Raw genomic sequence first — 15959 nt, 5'->3', positions numbered from 1 at the left:
TGGGCAGTCTTGGTATAGGGTGTAATGGTATATATTATTTTCTCATGAATTTATTCGGATATTTCATCATGGTGTTGTTCCTTTCTGCCGTTTTTAAAGGCCGAGGAACCGGAAAGGTGCTGCAGGAGCAACTTCCGTTCTTCCTTGTATTCCGTACCGATAAAACCAAGCCGGAGCAGAAAGCAGCGGAAGTCGTATTTCTCGTTGATGGATGGGTGCTCCGTTGCCAATACCCGTTTCTGTTTCTTTGCCAGATGGCAGAGGGCCGTAATGAAATGAGTGTAGGCTTTGACCGTATCGGTATCCGGGCAGCCGGTAAACCAGGGGAATAACACTTTATCCTCTGTTACCTGCATCCGCAGCAGATCGATTTGGAAAACTTTTAACATAATGTTGCTCTTGGCCTGGATCAGCTTCTTCAGATTTTCCAGTGCCGTATCAGTGAAAAAAGAACGCGGCATAGCAATAACCAAGTCGTCAGGTTCTTTGGTAAGATTATTTGATTCCTCGGCGGTAAATCCTGCTTTTTCCAAACCGGCCAGCACCGTTTGGACAATCTTGCTATCAGTATCTGCTTCGTAGAGTAGGTTTCCGTCCTTGTCGACGGTGAAAGCGCCGATAGCATAGGCGCAGGTTGGCATGAATTGGTAGACCGCCTTTTCTCTGGTAATAGTGCTGACGGCATTGGCCAGTTCCTTACGTGTTTTTCCTTGTGCATGGTACAAAATTTTCATAGTAGTAAACCCCTTTCGTTTTTGTCATGTACATATATCACTCTAACCGGCAATTATAGCAAGGGGTTTGTACCATAATTTGTACAGATTATTCTTGTACTGCCGCCATTTTACCGAGCAGTTTTCCAGTCAGCCACAAGCCGCCATCAATCAGCGTCGGCAGGAAGCATTGATCGCGGAACTTGCTCCAACCGGTTTCCTTGCCAGCAGATTCCTGCAACGCGGCTGTGTAGGCATCCGCTACTTCTTTGGCTGCCGGAAGCACCGTTGTATTCAGCCAGGAAATGGTGGCGTTCTTGGCATCCTCCTGGACCGAGTCCAGAATATGTTCCTTGAGTTCATTTTTAATCATTTCGATATCCATATTAGCATCTCCCTTCAAAATCTGTTATGCCGCGGGCAATCGCCCGGGCGAAATCATCCGTGTTATTCGTGAGCAGCACGGCATCATCGTCGTTATCAATAAAAGCTGTTTCTACTAAGACAGCGGTCATCGTGGTGTCCTTCAGCACGATGAGGTTGGGCCGTTCCTTTAGGCCGCAGTCCACCGTGCCAAGGCTCTGTACAATCTGCGACTGGATGCAGGAGGCAAGCTGCGGAGACGAACCGCTGTCGTTGGCATAGATAAGCGTCTCCGTACCACGGGCGCAGCCGCTGTCGGCATTGCAGTGCAGGCTGACAAATACATCGGCAGGCCAGGTATTTGCCGTATCCACCACGCAGGGCAGATCCGGTGTTTCACCAGCCAGGTTATCGCTTTGCAAGAGCTGCACCTCGCAGCCTGCCGACTCCAAATATCCCTTCACTAATTCCCCAATAGTTGCCGCCACATCACATTCCCGCAGTCCGGTGTTTGGGTTTACTGCACCGCTGTCCCGTTCCCGGTCATGCCCGGGGTTGATAAATACACGCATCATGTTGCATCCACTTCAGTATAGGTATACGTTTTTCCATTCCGTGTCACGGTTACCTGTTCGCTCGAGCCGACCTGTTCGATATACCGTTTCACAATGACATCACAGAACTTTTCATCCAGCTCCACCATGTAGCAGCGTCGCTTCGTTTGCTCACAGGCCAGCAGCGTCGAACCGCTGCCGCCGAACGGATCGAGCACAGTGCAGCCGGTCATGCTGGAATTCAGGATGGGGTAGGCTAAAAGCGGGATTGGCTTCATGGTAGGATGGTCCGTATTCTTTTTCGGCTTATCAAACTCCCAGATAGTGGATTCCTTCCGTCCGGTGTACCATTCATGCTTTCCTTTCTTCTTCCAGCCGTACAGCACCGGCTCATGCTGCCATTGGTAGGGAGAGCGTCCCAGCACCAGCGACTGCTTTTTCCAGATGCAGCAGCCGGATAAATAAAAACCGGCATCCGAGAAGGCTTTCCTGAAGTTAAGTCCTTCGGTGTCGGCGTGGAATACATAGATGCTGGCATCCTCTGCCATGACCGTATGCATGCAGGTGAAAGCGGCGAGCAGGAACTCATAGAACTTGTCGTTCTGCAGATGGTCGTTCTTGATTTTTCCGGCCCGGCCTTCGTAGTTGACATTATATGGCGGATCAGTAAGCACCAGATTGACCGGTGTTCCCTGCAGTAATCGCTGGTATGTTTCCGGCTGGGTGCTATCGCCGCAGAGCAGGCGATGCGTTCCCAACTGCCACACATCACCGGCCTTGGAGAATACCGGTTTCTTAAGCTCGGCATCCACATCAAAATCATCATCATGCACACCATCCTTCATATCGTCCTTGAAAAGGTCGTCCAGTTCTGCCGGATCAAACCCGGTAAGCGATACATCAAAATCGCTGCCCTGCAGGTCGGTAATGAGCAGTGCTAATTTATCCGTATCCCAGTCGCCGCTGATTTTATTGAGCGCGATGTTTAAGGCTTTCTCCTTTTCGGTGTCCATGTCGATTACAACGCAGTCGATTTCCGAGATGCCTTCCTGCTGGAGCACCTTTAGGCGCTGGTGGCCGCCGACCACGTTGCCGGTACGCTTGTTCCAAATGACCGGCTCGACGTAACCGAACTCGTCCAGCGAGCGTTTCAGCTTTTCGTACTCCGGGTCGCCCGGCTGCAAATCCTTTCTCGGATTATAGGCTGCCGGGATGAGGTCTTGTATATTCTTTTTGATTAATTCCATGGTTATTTTCCTTTCCGCGCCTGCAACAGGTGCTCCATCATTGTATCCTGCGGAGTCCCTACGAAGGTCGTCGTACAATTTTGCTTGACGATATCGAAAATCTCATACCAGAGCAGGTTTGCCTGTTTCTGGAACGACTGGCTCATCTGCACAAACGGACTGGTAATCGCACCGCCGGTTGTGGGGTGCTTGCCGAGCAATCCATACGTGCTGATGGCTTCCTCGCACTGGATATACCGGGCGAATGCCTGGGCATAGGCTTCCAGCAGCCGGGGATTGACGAGCCGTTCGCAGCCGCGGTCCTTCAGCCATTTCCAGGTCTGGCGAAACAGGTCGTCGGCACCGAGCGGCTTGCCGTCCCGTTGCCGGGCAGATAAATAATCGCTGGGATTCGGCATGTCCTCGCCGGTGAGATCTGCGGCATCATTTAAATCCGCCCCTTCTAAGTTGGGTGTCGGCAGATCGATAATGGTGGCTGCCTTTCCCTTGGCAATCTTGTCGGCCAGCGCCTCCGGCTTGTCCCCGGCGCGGATCCGTCTGCCGCCGCGATTGGTTCCGTCCTTGGCCATGGCTGTTCAACTCCTTTCTCATGCGGTAAATCCCCTGTTTGAACCGCAGTTTTTGTGCGTGTGACCCCAGCACCGGTCTAGCATTTCGGCGCGCCAGAGATTTGGACCGCCCCTCCCGGCGGAGTGTAGTCATTCGTAGTGGTATTCCTTTTTGGCATGATGCCAGCGGTCGTCCATCTTGGCGGTTATCTTCGAGTGGCACGGCTTGCATAATGCCATAAGGTTATCCTCGTCATGGGTGCCGCCGCGGGATAGGGGACGGATATGGTGTACCTCCGTTGCCGGTATGGTCTTGTGGTTCTTCAGACACATCTCACACAGGGGATGCCTTCCGATGTACCGGTCCCGGATGCGTTTCCACGCTCTGCCGTATCGTTTCTTGACAACAGGGTTGCGCTCGTACGTGTCATAACGTTTGTCCATTAATTTTTGATGCTGCTCGCAGTACCGATTCACGGTCAGCTCTTTGCAGCCGGGGTAGGCGCACGGTTTCTTTGGTTTCCAAGGCAAAGCACTCATCTCCAGACATAGCAAAAGCCTCCAAAGGATTGCTCCCTCGAAGGCTTCTCTCATACTTTCATGCTATTAGTATAACACGTCAAATGAATAAATGCGTCCGCGATTTTGGACATCATGTCTTTCCAAACAAAAGAATGGCAAACTTAGCCAATGCACGATTCTTCCTCTTATAGGCGGATGATCGCTCGATGTGGAAATGATCAGCTATGGCATAGACGGCGCTCGTCTGTGCATCCTCGTCAGCATAGAAGGTTTCCAGTACATACTGCTCATCGCTACTTAGCTTCTCCCATGCAGGACGGAACCACGTCATGTATTCCACAGCCTGCCGATAACGTTCCTTCAGGATGTCGATGTCTGCCATGCCGGAGATGATATGATCTTCTGCGACATGCGGATTGCAGGAGTGCGGCATCCCATCGGAGCCGGACGGATGCAGGCTGGTCATGGCAGCATATGCCTGCTTGATATCCTCGCTGGTGTTGTCGATGATGAACGTCATGCTGTCGTAATCCCTGATGGCATCAATGGCACCGCTTCGTTTGTTCAGGTACTTCCAGATAACACTCATAGGCTGCCTCCTCGCAAGCTGGCCCGGACTGCATCAATCAGTGCAGCCTGGGTCTTGTTTTTTTCTTTCAGGGCCTTCAGGATGCGTCCGTCGATGGTCCCTTTCGTGATGATATGCTGAATGACCACGGTTCTAGATGTCTGTCCCTGTCGCCAGAGTCTGGCATTCGTCTGCTGGTACAACTCCAGACTCCATGTCAATCCGAACCAGACAAGCGTGGAGCCGCCCTGCTGCAGGTTCAGTCCATGACCGGCGGATGCCGGATGAATAACTGCAATGGGAATCGCACCGGCGTTCCAGTCCGCTATATCCTGCGAGGTATTGATTGCCCTCACGGTAAACCGCTGCCGGATCCGTACTAAATCGTGCTTAAACCAATAGGCCACCAGAACCGGCTTGCCGTTGGCGCTTTCGATGATATCTTCCAATGCATCCAGCTTCCGGTCATGAATAGGAAGCACCGTCCCGTCATCAGAATAGATCGCACCGTTTGCCATCTGGGAAAGCTTCATCGTGAGGGATGCCGCATTGGCGGCTGTGACATCACCGTCCGGCAGCTGCAGTACCAGATCCTTCTTCAGTTCTTCATACCGTTTACGTTCCGCATCAGATAATTGCACTTCATACTGGCTGCTGATGAGTTCCGGCATAAGCAGGTGGTCCGTGGATTTCATGGAAATAGAAATGTCCGATATTTTCCGGTATATTTGGTCCTCGGCTCCCGGCAGTGGTCTGTAGCTGAAAACGACCTGCCCATTCCGCTTGTCCGGTGTAAAGTAAGTGCTGCGGTACTGTCCGATGAATCTGCCAAGCCGCTTCCCCATATCCAGCAACTTGAACTCGGCAAATAAATCCATCAAACCGTTTGAAGAAGGGGTCCCTGTCAGACCCACCATTCTTTTTACCTTCGGTCTTGCTTTCATCAGTGCTTTGAACCGCTTGGACTGGTAATTCTTGAATGATGAAAGTTCATCCACAACCACCATGTCAAAATCAAAGGGGATCCCGCTTTTCTCAATCAGCCACTGCACATTCTCACGGTTGATGACATAAATATCCGCCTGTGCTTTCAGTGCCGACAGTCGTTCTGCTTCTGTACCCACTGCCACGGTATATTGCAATCGATGCAGATGATCCCAATGCTGCATTTCATTTGCCCATACGGCTTCCACACGCAACGGGCATATCACTAAAACGCGATGAACGTCAAAGCTATCAAACAAAAGATTTTGGATCGCCGTCAGCGCGATGCTTGTTTTGCCAAGACCCATATCCAACAGGACTGCCGCCGTGGGATGGCTTTCGATATAAGAAATGGCATATTGTTGGTACTCATGAGGCTTGTATTGCATCCAGCATCCCTCCAATCTGATCTGCGCTGTCAATAACATAAACACGAAATCCCAACTCCCGCAGCATACGATGCCTTGCCAGCTGAAGAGGACGTGACTTCTTTCCCGGTGCTTTTACTTCTACAAAGGCTATCCTGCCGCCCGGCAATAATACTAACCGGTCCGGCATTCCATCAAAGCCGGAACTAACAAACTTCAGTGCCATACCGCCTGCCTTTTTTACGGCTGTCGCAAGTTTCTGCTCGATTACTTTTTCCCGCATTTCACATACTCCTTCCCACCTTTCTCCCATGTCATCATTGAAAGTCTTCCTATTTTTGTCCTTTTTGTCACACTGTCCTATAGCGTGTACGAATGAAAATATAAATATAAATATAAGTAAAAATATGTATCTATATGTATCTGTTACTATAAGGACATATATACCCATATATTTACATATGGTATAGGGACAGAAAGGACAAAAAGGACAAAAGTCACTGCTCATACATATGTGGATTGACGAGATATGTCTGTGCAGGAGGCCTTCCTTTTCCCGAATAGTTTTTATGTTCCTTCGGTGCAATATAGCCGTAATCCACCAGTTGTGTTAAGACCGGCTGCACATCCTCTGCTTTCTTGAAATTGCGGCAGAGCCTCATAAGGTCCCTGCGTGTAAATTCCGTCATCCCATTTTTCGTTACCACATCCATCACCTTCTTGCTTTGGCTGATAACCGGGTCAGCACCCATCAGCATAAAAGCCGCCCTTGCGTGTTCTATAAAATATTCTCCGATCCGGATGCTGTTTCTCATGGTTTCCCCGTCCACCACAAGTGGATCCGGAACAACTAAAAAGTCATGGTTCCTGTATGTGGATGCCCGGCACAACAGGGCTGCGATACGCTGAATGTTGCCTACCAGCTTTCCTGCCCAGTCCACAATGTCTGCGTAGGTTCTGTTTAACTCAGGCTCCAGCCTTTCGGCAAAGGCTTCTATCAGCGCATCTGCCTCCTGCGATAAGGTGATGATTTCTTCCCCTCTTTCACATTCATCCTCCAGCAGATTCCGGATGCACTGCTCATATTCCCGGTACACCTCATCAGGAACAGATGCTGAACGGTATTTTCGTTTCCCTACAAAGGATGCCGGGATACAGTATAAAAACCGTGCTGTCAGTCCCCGCCCCCGGAAGACGCCGTTCTGCATCAGGCCGGAAAGGACGCTTGGTTGTACCATAAGCAGCACCGTCAGTGCCGGGTTCATGATGCTTTCACTGTTCCTGCCGATACGGTCCACCCGGATGCTGTCCCCGGAGTAGCCTTTCAGCATAACGTCAATATTGACGGTTTTGGAATACGCTCCCGCGAGAGTATCAAATATCCCACCTTCCGTGGATAGAATTGCCGCCCGTCCGTTATTATCCGCCAATACAGACGTCAGCTTTTCTGTGGTAATATCATCCACATACAGCTTCATCGGCTTCATTTCCTTATATCCGGCAATCTCCTCTGCCATTCTTCGGACTGCTTGTGCATCCGCTTTTCCCTTGGATGCCTGATCCTCCAGCACTTTCTGCCTGCGTTCCAGTATCCGTTTCTGCATTTTGCTGGCTTCGATTGCCGCTGCATTCTGCACATTCCGCTCTGACTCATATACATTCAATGGCCGTATCATGGCATTTTCGACCGCAGATTTACGCTCGGACGGATTCATGACATTCAGCACAAAAATATTGACAGGTTCTATCCAGTCCGGCTTTGCCCTGATTTTGAATTTCCCCTGCATGCATACGGACAGGATTGCAATGGCTGCGGTAGCCGCCATATCAACCGGTGTCTGTGTGCTTTCCGAGAGTGCCGCCACATAATCACCGACCGCCTTTGGCAGGGCATCCAACGGGAAAGGCGGCAGATGGTACTCATCAAAAGGAATGGGCATCTCCCACTCCGGTTCTTTGTTGTACTCCTCCGGTGCAATATACCCATCCTGCTTTGCCAAATCCCTGCCAAATTTCAAGGCACTGTCCCATATGCTATCCAGTTCTTCCCGCGCTAACGGCGGCGTACACCTTTTTGATTTCTCGATGAAAATACGACGTGCTTCCTCTGTGCAGCCATACCGCTTGACAACTTTTCCCGCAAACCAACTCATGCTTTTATTACGGGAACCTTCTGTAATAGTTTCCTTATCAAAATCGCATAAAGATTTCTCGTCTAAAAATTCATCTATAGTCTTACTTCCTTCATGCCATATCACATCCACCGGCTGACAGCCATACATAAACCGTGCCGCATCTGTCGCCCCCTTATCAAAGAAGGGTGCCGCCGCATATATACGTTTTTTTAAGTTCGAACAATCTTCCGCACTTACAGTGGGTTGATGAGGAAAATAGACATGATGCCGCGGTCTGGCTGACTTTTTTCCTTTTACCTTTCCGTCATGGCGGCTGGGAACAACGACAAAAGAAACATCCGGGAAAATGTTTGGATACATGTCAGGATATATCCAGTCTTTGGGATGATCCGAGTGATCGTTGTCACAGTCCATGACATCCACGTTCCCGGCAATATAATCAGCATTGGAGCGATGGAAATTTTTATATTCCGCACTGACATGATCGCGGCAGATGGCAGCCTTAAAGTCTTCTTCATTTGCAATGTCAGCCTGATTCGGGTAGATGCTGTTTCTGGCATTGCCCGTACAATTTGCCGTATATAAAGTGAACTTCATCGGACCGTCTCCTTTAAATCACTGCCAAAGTAACGCAGTTTGTAATTCTTTCTTTTGGCTCTCCTGATTTCCGCATCCATTCCCGCCGATATGATGTCTCCAAACACCCACACCTCACTGCAATGGCTCATCAGTACATTGCCAAAGTGCAGTCCCAGTTCACGTTCCGTTATGTCGGTATCATCAAGGAACTGCGGAAACAGCAAATGTGGAGCGATAGGGATATACCCCTGCTCCACAGCAAAGCGACTGTACCGTCTTGCATTGGCAATGTTCCCGGACACGTCCCCTGAAAACGGGGAGCATACATAGATCATGGGCCGGTATGCTCTTGCCTCCTTCACTTCCTGCTCGATATGGGATAAGGCTCCGTAGGTAGTCGGATCTGGATATCCTTCACTGTTACGTCTGCTCACACCCACACTGTTTACCTCCCGCCAGCTTTTTGCCGCAGCTGTCACACAACACCGATGTACCGAAAAGATCAACCTTGCCATCGGCAAATACCTCCGCCAGGTCAACCTGTACTTCTGAGCCGCAATGCGGGCAGCGGCAGAATACATTCTCATCATTGATTTCAATGGAAATCCCTACCGTATCATTCAGTTGTTCCTTTACATAAAACATACGTATCGCTCCTCCTAATTGGTTAAATGCTTTTGCATTCGCATGAAAGCAATCAGAAATTCCGGCCTAAATAAGCCATATTCCACAGATTCAATCCACACTTTCCCATCCTCATCTTTCGACGTAACAAGTCCGGCATCAGCCAATGATTCATGAAACTCACCCAGTTCGTCATATTGTGGACAAATGCGTGAAATGAAATCACGAAAATCAGGAACCTCGTCCTTCAATCTTTGGTTCCTGCCACCTGTCGCTGTTGCAATACACTCCTTCATAAAAATACCGCCTTTCCTAAAAGTAGGGCTTTGCCCTCTGCTAGTAAAAGGACAAAACCCTATTTTTTAAGAACCATATGTTTAATCTTTTTTGTAGAAGCTGCATTCGTATCCGTCTGCACGAAGGAGAAGTCCGCTGATCCATGGCGGCGTTCTGCCCATTTGCTCACAGATGCAATCAAGGGATACATCCATGCTGCACTCCATGATCAGTTCATCATGGACATGACCGCAGATAAAATAGTGGGATAACGTGCGCATGGCATAGGCAAGAATATCCCGGCTGATTGCCTGGACAATGTTTTCCACGAACTTGGGGCCGTAGCTTTCAATCCGTTCCCATTTTTTTGTGCCGCCAACCCCCTCGTAGGTAACGGCTTCGCCGCCGAAACGGTTTTCTCCCATGCGCGGCTTCACATAGGACAGATGTCTGCCGCTTGGCAACTGGATAAACAGCATCCCACTCTGATAGACAAAACGAATACCATGTGTTTCAGTCGACATATGCCGCTGGACCGTATTTTTAACACACCTGTCCACGTCCCACCAAAACTGTACGATATTCGGATTGGCTGCCCGCCATGAATCCACCAACGGCTGAAGTTCTTCCTCCGCAAGGCCCATATCGAGTGCCCCCATTGCTTTTAAAGCGCCTGTCGAACCCCCGTATCCACAGTTGTGGACGAGTTTCCCCGATACGGTAAAACGATGATGCTGTCCGGCATTTCGTATGTCATAAAGTCGAGTCGTGCGCGTATTAGATGCCAGTTCTTTCTCTTTTCGAACACTGCAAGTTCTGCTGACGCAATAATCTCGTCCCGACTCATCCCCTGAGTAAGCTTTCTTGTGACTACACTTCTTGCATATGGCCAATATTGCTGCTCGAATTTTGTCAATACCGTTCTCCGTTGATTTATACAATTTTCTTGATGTGTCGCAAACCTCAGATTCCCCGGTTGATAGTGGCTGTTCGTATCGATTCGGTCTATCTCCATTTCTCGCCCCGGGAGTCCAAAATTCTTTATCATATACAGACCTGCTTCTGTTACACTTACAAAATTGAAACGTATTCCTCTCGCGCCATAATTGTGAAATCCTCTGTCCGATGGATTTTCGCAGCGTTGTTTCGCTGCTGTCAATCGGCGATCCAACCACAAAGGAATTTTCCGTTTCTGTGAACATTGTTGACACCCTTTTGACCTTCCACTTCTTAGGTTTTCCAATTCTTGCCATTGTGTAGAGTGGCAGCCTTGGCATTCCGTTAACACATAGCAATGATTCATCGCCTTGTTCCATCGTTTTTCCGCCGATATTATTTTCACCCAGCCGAATTGTCTGCCTACCATTCCCGGTTTGTAGGAGATGTGCGCCGCAGGTGGCGGCGATTCCAAACTGTACGGGCTGCGATTTCCCTTCGACCCATACAAAGTGGTCTGCTGTTGCTCTAAGTCCATCGTACTCAATAACCTCTCTTTCTCCCTTATAGATAACACCATCATGCTGTACCCAATTTTCTCCATCCCATAGCAATTGGTTTTTTGTGACATCCTCAATCGGCACAAGACCTTGATTTGTCAGAACGAGTTCTCCTTCTGCAATACAGGCCAATTCCGCTATCTTTCCTTTTTGCCTGAGATGCCCGTTCACACCGTGCTTTTCTACAGGCACACCAAACATCTTACTTGCAGTCGAGCAATAAATATCTTCGCCTTCCTCAAATGCTTTTGATTTCCATTTTTCACCTGCCAGAAAGGACAGCACCCTTGCTTCAATAGCCGAAAAGTCTGCCACCACGAATTTCATGCCGTCTCTCGGCACAAAAGCCGTGCGGATAAGCTGTGACAGCGTATCCGGAATATCATCATATAACAGTTCCATGGCATCATAATCGCCACACTGTACCAGGCTGCGGGCCTGTTCCAAATCCGGCATATGATTCTGGGGCAAATTTTGAAGTTGAATCAGACGTCCTGAATTGCCTGTCACCCATACACGTCCGTTTCTTCTTACTAAAAAATATCCTGTCGGGGTTTCGGCACAATAAACGTAACCCTCAAAGTCAGTGATTATCGGCTTTGTCCTAATTTCGTGACAATTAATAGGTGTAAGCCAAATATCAACATAATACGCATCACTCCAATTCGGGTGCTTGTCTGAACGCACTTTGGTTTTTACAGAAGCAGTTCTTCCCGAAATATGTGCAAATGCTTGAACAATATCTGCATTTTGTTTATTACAGGTCACATATTGAATGCTGTTTTTCGCCGATCTGCATCCATCCCAATATACAAGTTCATCAAAGAATACATCCGCACTTTCGTCAAATAACCACGTTCCAAAAGTTTTTTCTCTGAATTGTCTGAGCCATAATGGAACATTTCTTGCTAAAATATTGAATTGCAGTCTTGGCTTTGGGTTATTACTATACACTTTATATGAATACTGAATATTGGCTGCCCTGAGTAAAGCCTTACATCGTTCAGCTTTTCTGCTTTTAGTAAAACCAAGTTTAATGGTTCCGTCATCACAATAATGACCATCTGCTTGCACCATTACCATAACTCGCAGCTTATTATGTTCTAAACCAGAGTTGATTTGGCGATAGCCTGTAAATGGAATTGATGGACGATATCCAGCCATATTCTCCACGGTATCCATTGTCCATTCATCTCCATATCGCTTTTTTACATACATTCTATGATCAGGTGTACTAATTTGCGATATGCGTTTATCTTCATATAAGTAGATGTCACCTTTATATGGAAACATGAGTTGTTTCGCTTTCTGAAATGATACTGCTTCTCCTTGTGGATTCCAGCAAGCTATTATCCCGCCATTCCATCTGTCCAGACGCTCCCAACCTTTATCGGTGAGTACTTCGTGGTCACCGGTCAAGCACCATCGACCTGTGCGATTAGCGCCGTAGAACTGAAACATTCCTCTGGCCCTGCCGTCCTCGCAGGCAGCATGCTGCATTGCCTGATACTTTTTGACGGAGGACTTGGCAAGCTGCTGACGAAGAATTAACACATCGGCAATTGCCTGTGGAGCTGTTTTCACAGCCTGTGCCACTTCCTTTTTCCCAAGGCTGTCCATTGCCATCCCGTGATCTGCCAACCATTGCTTCATCTGAACCACGGAGTTTGGATTATCAAGGTTGGTCAGTTTCTGCATTTTTTCTACCAGTACGGCCTTGGATTTTGCATCAAATGCAATCGCATTTGTGACCACCTTCATATCAAGGGCAATCCCCCGGTCATTGATTTCCTGGTCGAGGTGGTATTCGTCCCATACAAAATCCGGTACAGGATAATTTTTCAGCCGATCCTGTATCGACATTTCCACTTCCACATCACGTTTGTTATAGAATTTGAACAAGTTCCACTTGTTGATATCATGCTCTGGCAGATTCCGTGTTCTGCCGCCGTTGACTTTGGTCGCCTTGCAGGGGATACAAAAATAGCGAATGAGATCTTTCCCTTCCTTTAATTTCTGTTCATCCAATCCCAGCACCGCTCCTGTCCCGGCAAGGGATAAGGGCAGTCCCATATAGGCCGCCCATATCATGGAGCATTTCCATGCTGCCGAATCCATATAATCACCGACCGTATCTTCGCTAACGCTATAACTGTGAAATTGCATCGGATAGTTCCGTTTCAGCCAAACTGACAGGCAGACCCTCTCGAATGATGCATTAAATGCCCACTTAGTTACGGTGTTATCCGTCAGTGCCGTAATAATCTCCATCGGCACTGTATCGCCCTGCGCCAGATCATATACCATGATGTCGCCACCGTTTACCGATACACCAAACAGCAGAACTTCAAAATTAGGGGATTGAGCATATTTATAGACCCCACACTTCTGCAAATTCACATCACTGTATGTTTCAATATCAATGGAAAGTGTTGTTATATTTCCCATATTGTCATCATCCTTTATACAAGCAAGGCGGCGAAGTATTATCTCCACCGCCTGCCGTTCATTGATTACGCTGCCTTGTCAGCAGACTCGTTTTCTCCACGTTTACGTTTCTTTTCCTTACGATTTTCAATAGCGTTTTGGACAAGAAGCACCACATCTGCAATGAGAGCTCCCAGCACCGCACCGAAACACACCGCAAGCATCATGCTTTGTACTGTTGTCATATTCCGTTTTCCTCCTTATGCTAGAAAATCATCATCAGCATCGGTTGCAAAATCGTCCTCGGCACGGCTTTTCCCGCCTAACGGTTCTCCGTCCTTAATCTTCTGCAGGTTATTCAAGCCGCAGGCGATACCCTTATTGCCATTAGAATTGAATGCATAGAAATTGATGGAAGCACGACCATACACGCCACTGTACACTTCACTGCGTTCGATAATAGGCTGACACCCTGCATCTACAATGCCAGGGGCGGATGCACTGTTGGCATTGATGAAGTAGCTATTGGCATAGGTTGCATCATCAGGCCGTTCCATATCCCCGTCACGAAGCGGTGTCTTTAGAACAGAAAGTGCTGGCACGGTCTTGCCGTTGCCTTTCAGCTTGGATTCTCCTTCCTCATACGCTGCCTGGATAGCTGCCTTAATCTTGTTAACGGTTACGGTATCGTCTTTCGGAATGATAAGGCTCACACTATATTTCGGTGTGCCGCCATTGATTGATTTTGGATCCCATACATTGGCATACGACCAACGCGTGTTGATACCGGTAATCACTTTTGTCAAATTCACATATTTCTTTGCCATATTAGTTGTCCTCCTTAAAATCGTTAGCTGCCGTATGTATAGCCGGACGTTTATCCGACATCGGTACCAAGGTTGGCTTGCCCTGTGGCTTTTCAATGAAACCCGAGAGCATGTCTTCAAATTTTGTTTTGCCGAGCAGTTTGGTCATCGCCGTAATACCCAGCACCTTGTGCTCATACGGATCAAATCCAGCTTTTTCAACAGTTTCTGCCACCGCATGTTCATTCACATATCTCCGGTTGGAACGCCCCTCGACAATTTTCCAGTCATGCCATTCCTTGCCGCTGACCGCCTGCTGCAACGCATATTCCTTTACATCGCTGGCCCATGATACCAACATGTCAGCTTTGGAGAGAATAGCTTCTATTTCCTCATCTTCCAGCGTGGATGGCATGGTAAAATCATACCGGGCCAGTTCCAGGTTATATTCTGCCCGCTTCCGGCAGATAGCTTTCACCTTGCAGAACCGGCAATGTTCTCCGGCCTTAAACTCACCTTCGCCTTTAGCCGCAAGCTGTGCCGTCGGCTTCAGTGTATTGTCTGCCCAGGAGAGCAACTCTTTCTTTGAAATGGTATCGGTGCTAATGTTTTCGCGACGCGGCTGGAAGATGGTCATGGATACCTGTTCGATATCATAGATACCGTCAAACAAATCCAAAGCACCGAGTGCATAACACATCAGTTGCGGATTCCGCTCCGCTTCCACTAAAATTCCTACCCCAAACTTCATATCAATAACCGAAAGTACCCCATCTGCCACAATGACACAGTCGCCGGTACCGAAACCATGCGGCACCCATCGGGAGAAATCCAGTCGTTGTTCAACCAGCACCAACGGGTCTTTACATGTTTTCTGTACCGCCGCAAGCTGCTCCATTACATACTGGACATACATATCCGCGCAGTCTGCCATTTCCTCATTGAAGTACGTAAGATTTTCCGTGGGATCTGCTGGCTTCTGCCCCAGTACGGTTTTCAGTTTATACTCACAAAGACTATGGGCATCCGTTCCCTGTATTGCAAACTCACTTGTGACATCGCCAACTTTGGCACACAGCAATGCTGATGGTGGGCATTGTAACCATCTGTGGCTGGATGAGGCTGATAAGACTGCGTGTTTATCCGGCATTGCCAAGTACCTCCACTTCAGCAAGCAAGGTCTTGTATTCTACCGGGTTTACATCGGACAGCCTTCCCACACCATGCTGATTAATGATTGCCTTTACCTGTGCGGTATAGCCTTTGCGGGCCTTATCCGCACAAACAGCCCTGACATCTTCAAGCGTGAGTTCCTTTTCTTTCTGTACTCCGGCTTTAGGCTCCCCGACTTCTTTTTTCTTAGCAACAGCCTTTTTTGCAGGCGGCTTTTCTGCATCCGCGCCGCTGAAAAAACTAGCCAGTTCCCCCGAAATACCGACCAATGTTTCACCACATTTTTTTAGCTCATCAATGAGCATGGATAATTCGTGTTCTTTTCCCATTGGGATTGTCTCCTTCCCTCTTCATTTTTTCAGTTGCGCTGGCTGTCAAAAACCTGTCAGCGATTCGCCGTGACACCACACTAATTGCAATAAGCACATCAGATAACTCACGGTCGAGTTCCTGACGGCCATTTGCTTTTGTGCCTGATCTGCATCGGATTGTCATATTTGACACCGTCCTTTCCGAGTGGTTTTCCTGCCCCTCTGTAAGTAAAAGGACGTCTGCCGATATTTTAAGAACCATAAT

The 15959-nt window shown here is 48.4% G+C and carries 20 protein-coding genes; all 20 read right to left on the bottom strand.

Annotated elements, in window-relative coordinates; genetic code table 11:
* Positions 1-50: 50 nt before the first annotated feature.
* The 20 genes from NXG62_RS00475 to NXG62_RS00380 all read right to left on the bottom strand — a co-directional run bounded on the left by NXG62_RS00475 (position 51) and on the right by NXG62_RS00380 (position 15878).
* Positions 51-734: a hypothetical protein gene (locus NXG62_RS00475; RefSeq protein WP_427113107.1), complete on the bottom strand. Its 684-nt coding sequence runs from the start codon at positions 732-734 to the stop codon at positions 51-53.
* 88 nt (positions 735-822) lie between these two features.
* Positions 823-1098, bottom strand: coding sequence for a hypothetical protein (locus NXG62_RS00470; protein WP_427113106.1), 276 nt, complete (start codon positions 1096-1098; stop codon positions 823-825).
* A gap of 1 nt (position 1099) precedes the next feature.
* Positions 1100-1651, bottom strand: coding sequence for an N-acetylmuramoyl-L-alanine amidase family protein (locus NXG62_RS00465; RefSeq protein ID WP_427113105.1), 552 nt, complete (start codon positions 1649-1651; stop codon positions 1100-1102).
* Positions 1648-2877 (bottom strand): site-specific DNA-methyltransferase, encoded by a 1230-nt coding sequence (locus NXG62_RS00460; protein ID WP_427113104.1) that lies wholly within the window; start codon positions 2875-2877, stop codon positions 1648-1650. The genes NXG62_RS00465 and NXG62_RS00460 overlap by 4 nt, the downstream gene beginning before the upstream one ends.
* A 2-nt stretch (positions 2878-2879) precedes the next feature.
* The gene (locus NXG62_RS00455) at positions 2880-3446 is read right to left on the bottom strand and encodes a P27 family phage terminase small subunit (RefSeq protein ID WP_427113103.1); all 567 of its coding nucleotides are present in this window, start codon (positions 3444-3446) and stop codon (positions 2880-2882) included.
* A gap of 129 nt (positions 3447-3575) precedes the next feature.
* Positions 3576-3758, bottom strand: a complete 183-nt coding sequence (locus tag NXG62_RS00450; RefSeq protein WP_427114294.1) for an HNH endonuclease — start codon at positions 3756-3758, stop codon at positions 3576-3578.
* 94 nt (positions 3759-3852) lie between these two features.
* Positions 3853-3975 carry a hypothetical protein gene (locus NXG62_RS00445; RefSeq protein WP_427113102.1) on the bottom strand — a complete coding sequence of 41 codons (123 nt, stop codon included), beginning with the start codon at positions 3973-3975 and terminating at the stop codon, positions 3853-3855.
* A 102-nt stretch (positions 3976-4077) separates the two neighbouring features.
* Entirely contained in the window at positions 4078-4536 is a 459-nt protein-coding gene (locus NXG62_RS00440; RefSeq protein WP_427113101.1) for a hypothetical protein, read from the bottom strand.
* Positions 4533-5888 (bottom strand): SNF2-related protein, encoded by a 1356-nt coding sequence (locus NXG62_RS00435; protein WP_427113100.1) that lies wholly within the window; start codon positions 5886-5888, stop codon positions 4533-4535. The genes NXG62_RS00440 and NXG62_RS00435 overlap by 4 nt, the downstream gene beginning before the upstream one ends.
* Positions 5869-6150: a VRR-NUC domain-containing protein gene (locus tag NXG62_RS00430; protein ID WP_427113099.1), complete on the bottom strand. Its 282-nt coding sequence runs from the start codon at positions 6148-6150 to the stop codon at positions 5869-5871. Before NXG62_RS00430 ends, NXG62_RS00435 begins: the two co-directional genes overlap by 20 nt.
* Positions 6151-6364: 214 nt before the next feature.
* Positions 6365-8599, bottom strand: coding sequence for a DUF3987 domain-containing protein (locus tag NXG62_RS00425; RefSeq protein ID WP_427113098.1), 2235 nt, complete (start codon positions 8597-8599; stop codon positions 6365-6367).
* Positions 8596-9015 (bottom strand): DUF4406 domain-containing protein, encoded by a 420-nt coding sequence (locus NXG62_RS00420; protein WP_427113097.1) that lies wholly within the window; start codon positions 9013-9015, stop codon positions 8596-8598. The genes NXG62_RS00425 and NXG62_RS00420 overlap by 4 nt, the downstream gene beginning before the upstream one ends.
* Positions 9002-9226 carry a hypothetical protein gene (locus NXG62_RS00415; RefSeq protein WP_427113096.1) on the bottom strand — a complete coding sequence of 75 codons (225 nt, stop codon included), beginning with the start codon at positions 9224-9226 and terminating at the stop codon, positions 9002-9004. The genes NXG62_RS00420 and NXG62_RS00415 overlap by 14 nt, the downstream gene beginning before the upstream one ends.
* A gap of 14 nt (positions 9227-9240) precedes the next feature.
* Positions 9241-9501, bottom strand: coding sequence for a hypothetical protein (locus NXG62_RS00410; RefSeq protein WP_427113095.1), 261 nt, complete (start codon positions 9499-9501; stop codon positions 9241-9243).
* Between the two features lie 81 nt (positions 9502-9582).
* Entirely contained in the window at positions 9583-13425 is a 3843-nt protein-coding gene (locus NXG62_RS00405; RefSeq protein ID WP_427113094.1) for a DNA polymerase, read from the bottom strand.
* 65 nt (positions 13426-13490) lie between these two features.
* Positions 13491-13649, bottom strand: coding sequence for a hypothetical protein (locus tag NXG62_RS00400; protein ID WP_427113093.1), 159 nt, complete (start codon positions 13647-13649; stop codon positions 13491-13493).
* A 15-nt stretch (positions 13650-13664) separates the two neighbouring features.
* A complete protein-coding gene (locus NXG62_RS00395; RefSeq protein ID WP_427113092.1) occupies positions 13665-14231 on the bottom strand; it encodes a DUF2815 family protein in 567 nt (188 codons plus the stop codon).
* Between the two features lies 1 nt (position 14232).
* Complete coding sequence (locus tag NXG62_RS00390; RefSeq protein WP_427113091.1) at positions 14233-15360, bottom strand: DUF2800 domain-containing protein; 1128 nt, start codon at positions 15358-15360, stop codon at positions 14233-14235.
* A complete protein-coding gene (locus tag NXG62_RS00385; protein WP_427113090.1) occupies positions 15350-15712 on the bottom strand; it encodes a hypothetical protein in 363 nt (120 codons plus the stop codon). The genes NXG62_RS00390 and NXG62_RS00385 overlap by 11 nt, the downstream gene beginning before the upstream one ends.
* Positions 15678-15878, bottom strand: coding sequence for a hypothetical protein (locus NXG62_RS00380; RefSeq protein WP_427113089.1), 201 nt, complete (start codon positions 15876-15878; stop codon positions 15678-15680). Before NXG62_RS00380 ends, NXG62_RS00385 begins: the two co-directional genes overlap by 35 nt.
* Positions 15879-15959: the final 81 nt, after the last annotated feature.

Source organism: Megasphaera sueciensis (assembly GCF_050219315.1).
In the GTDB taxonomy this organism is placed as follows: Bacteria; Bacillota; Negativicutes; order Veillonellales; family Megasphaeraceae; genus Megasphaera_A; species Megasphaera_A sueciensis.
This window is presented reverse-complemented; position numbering and strand designations above follow the sequence as displayed.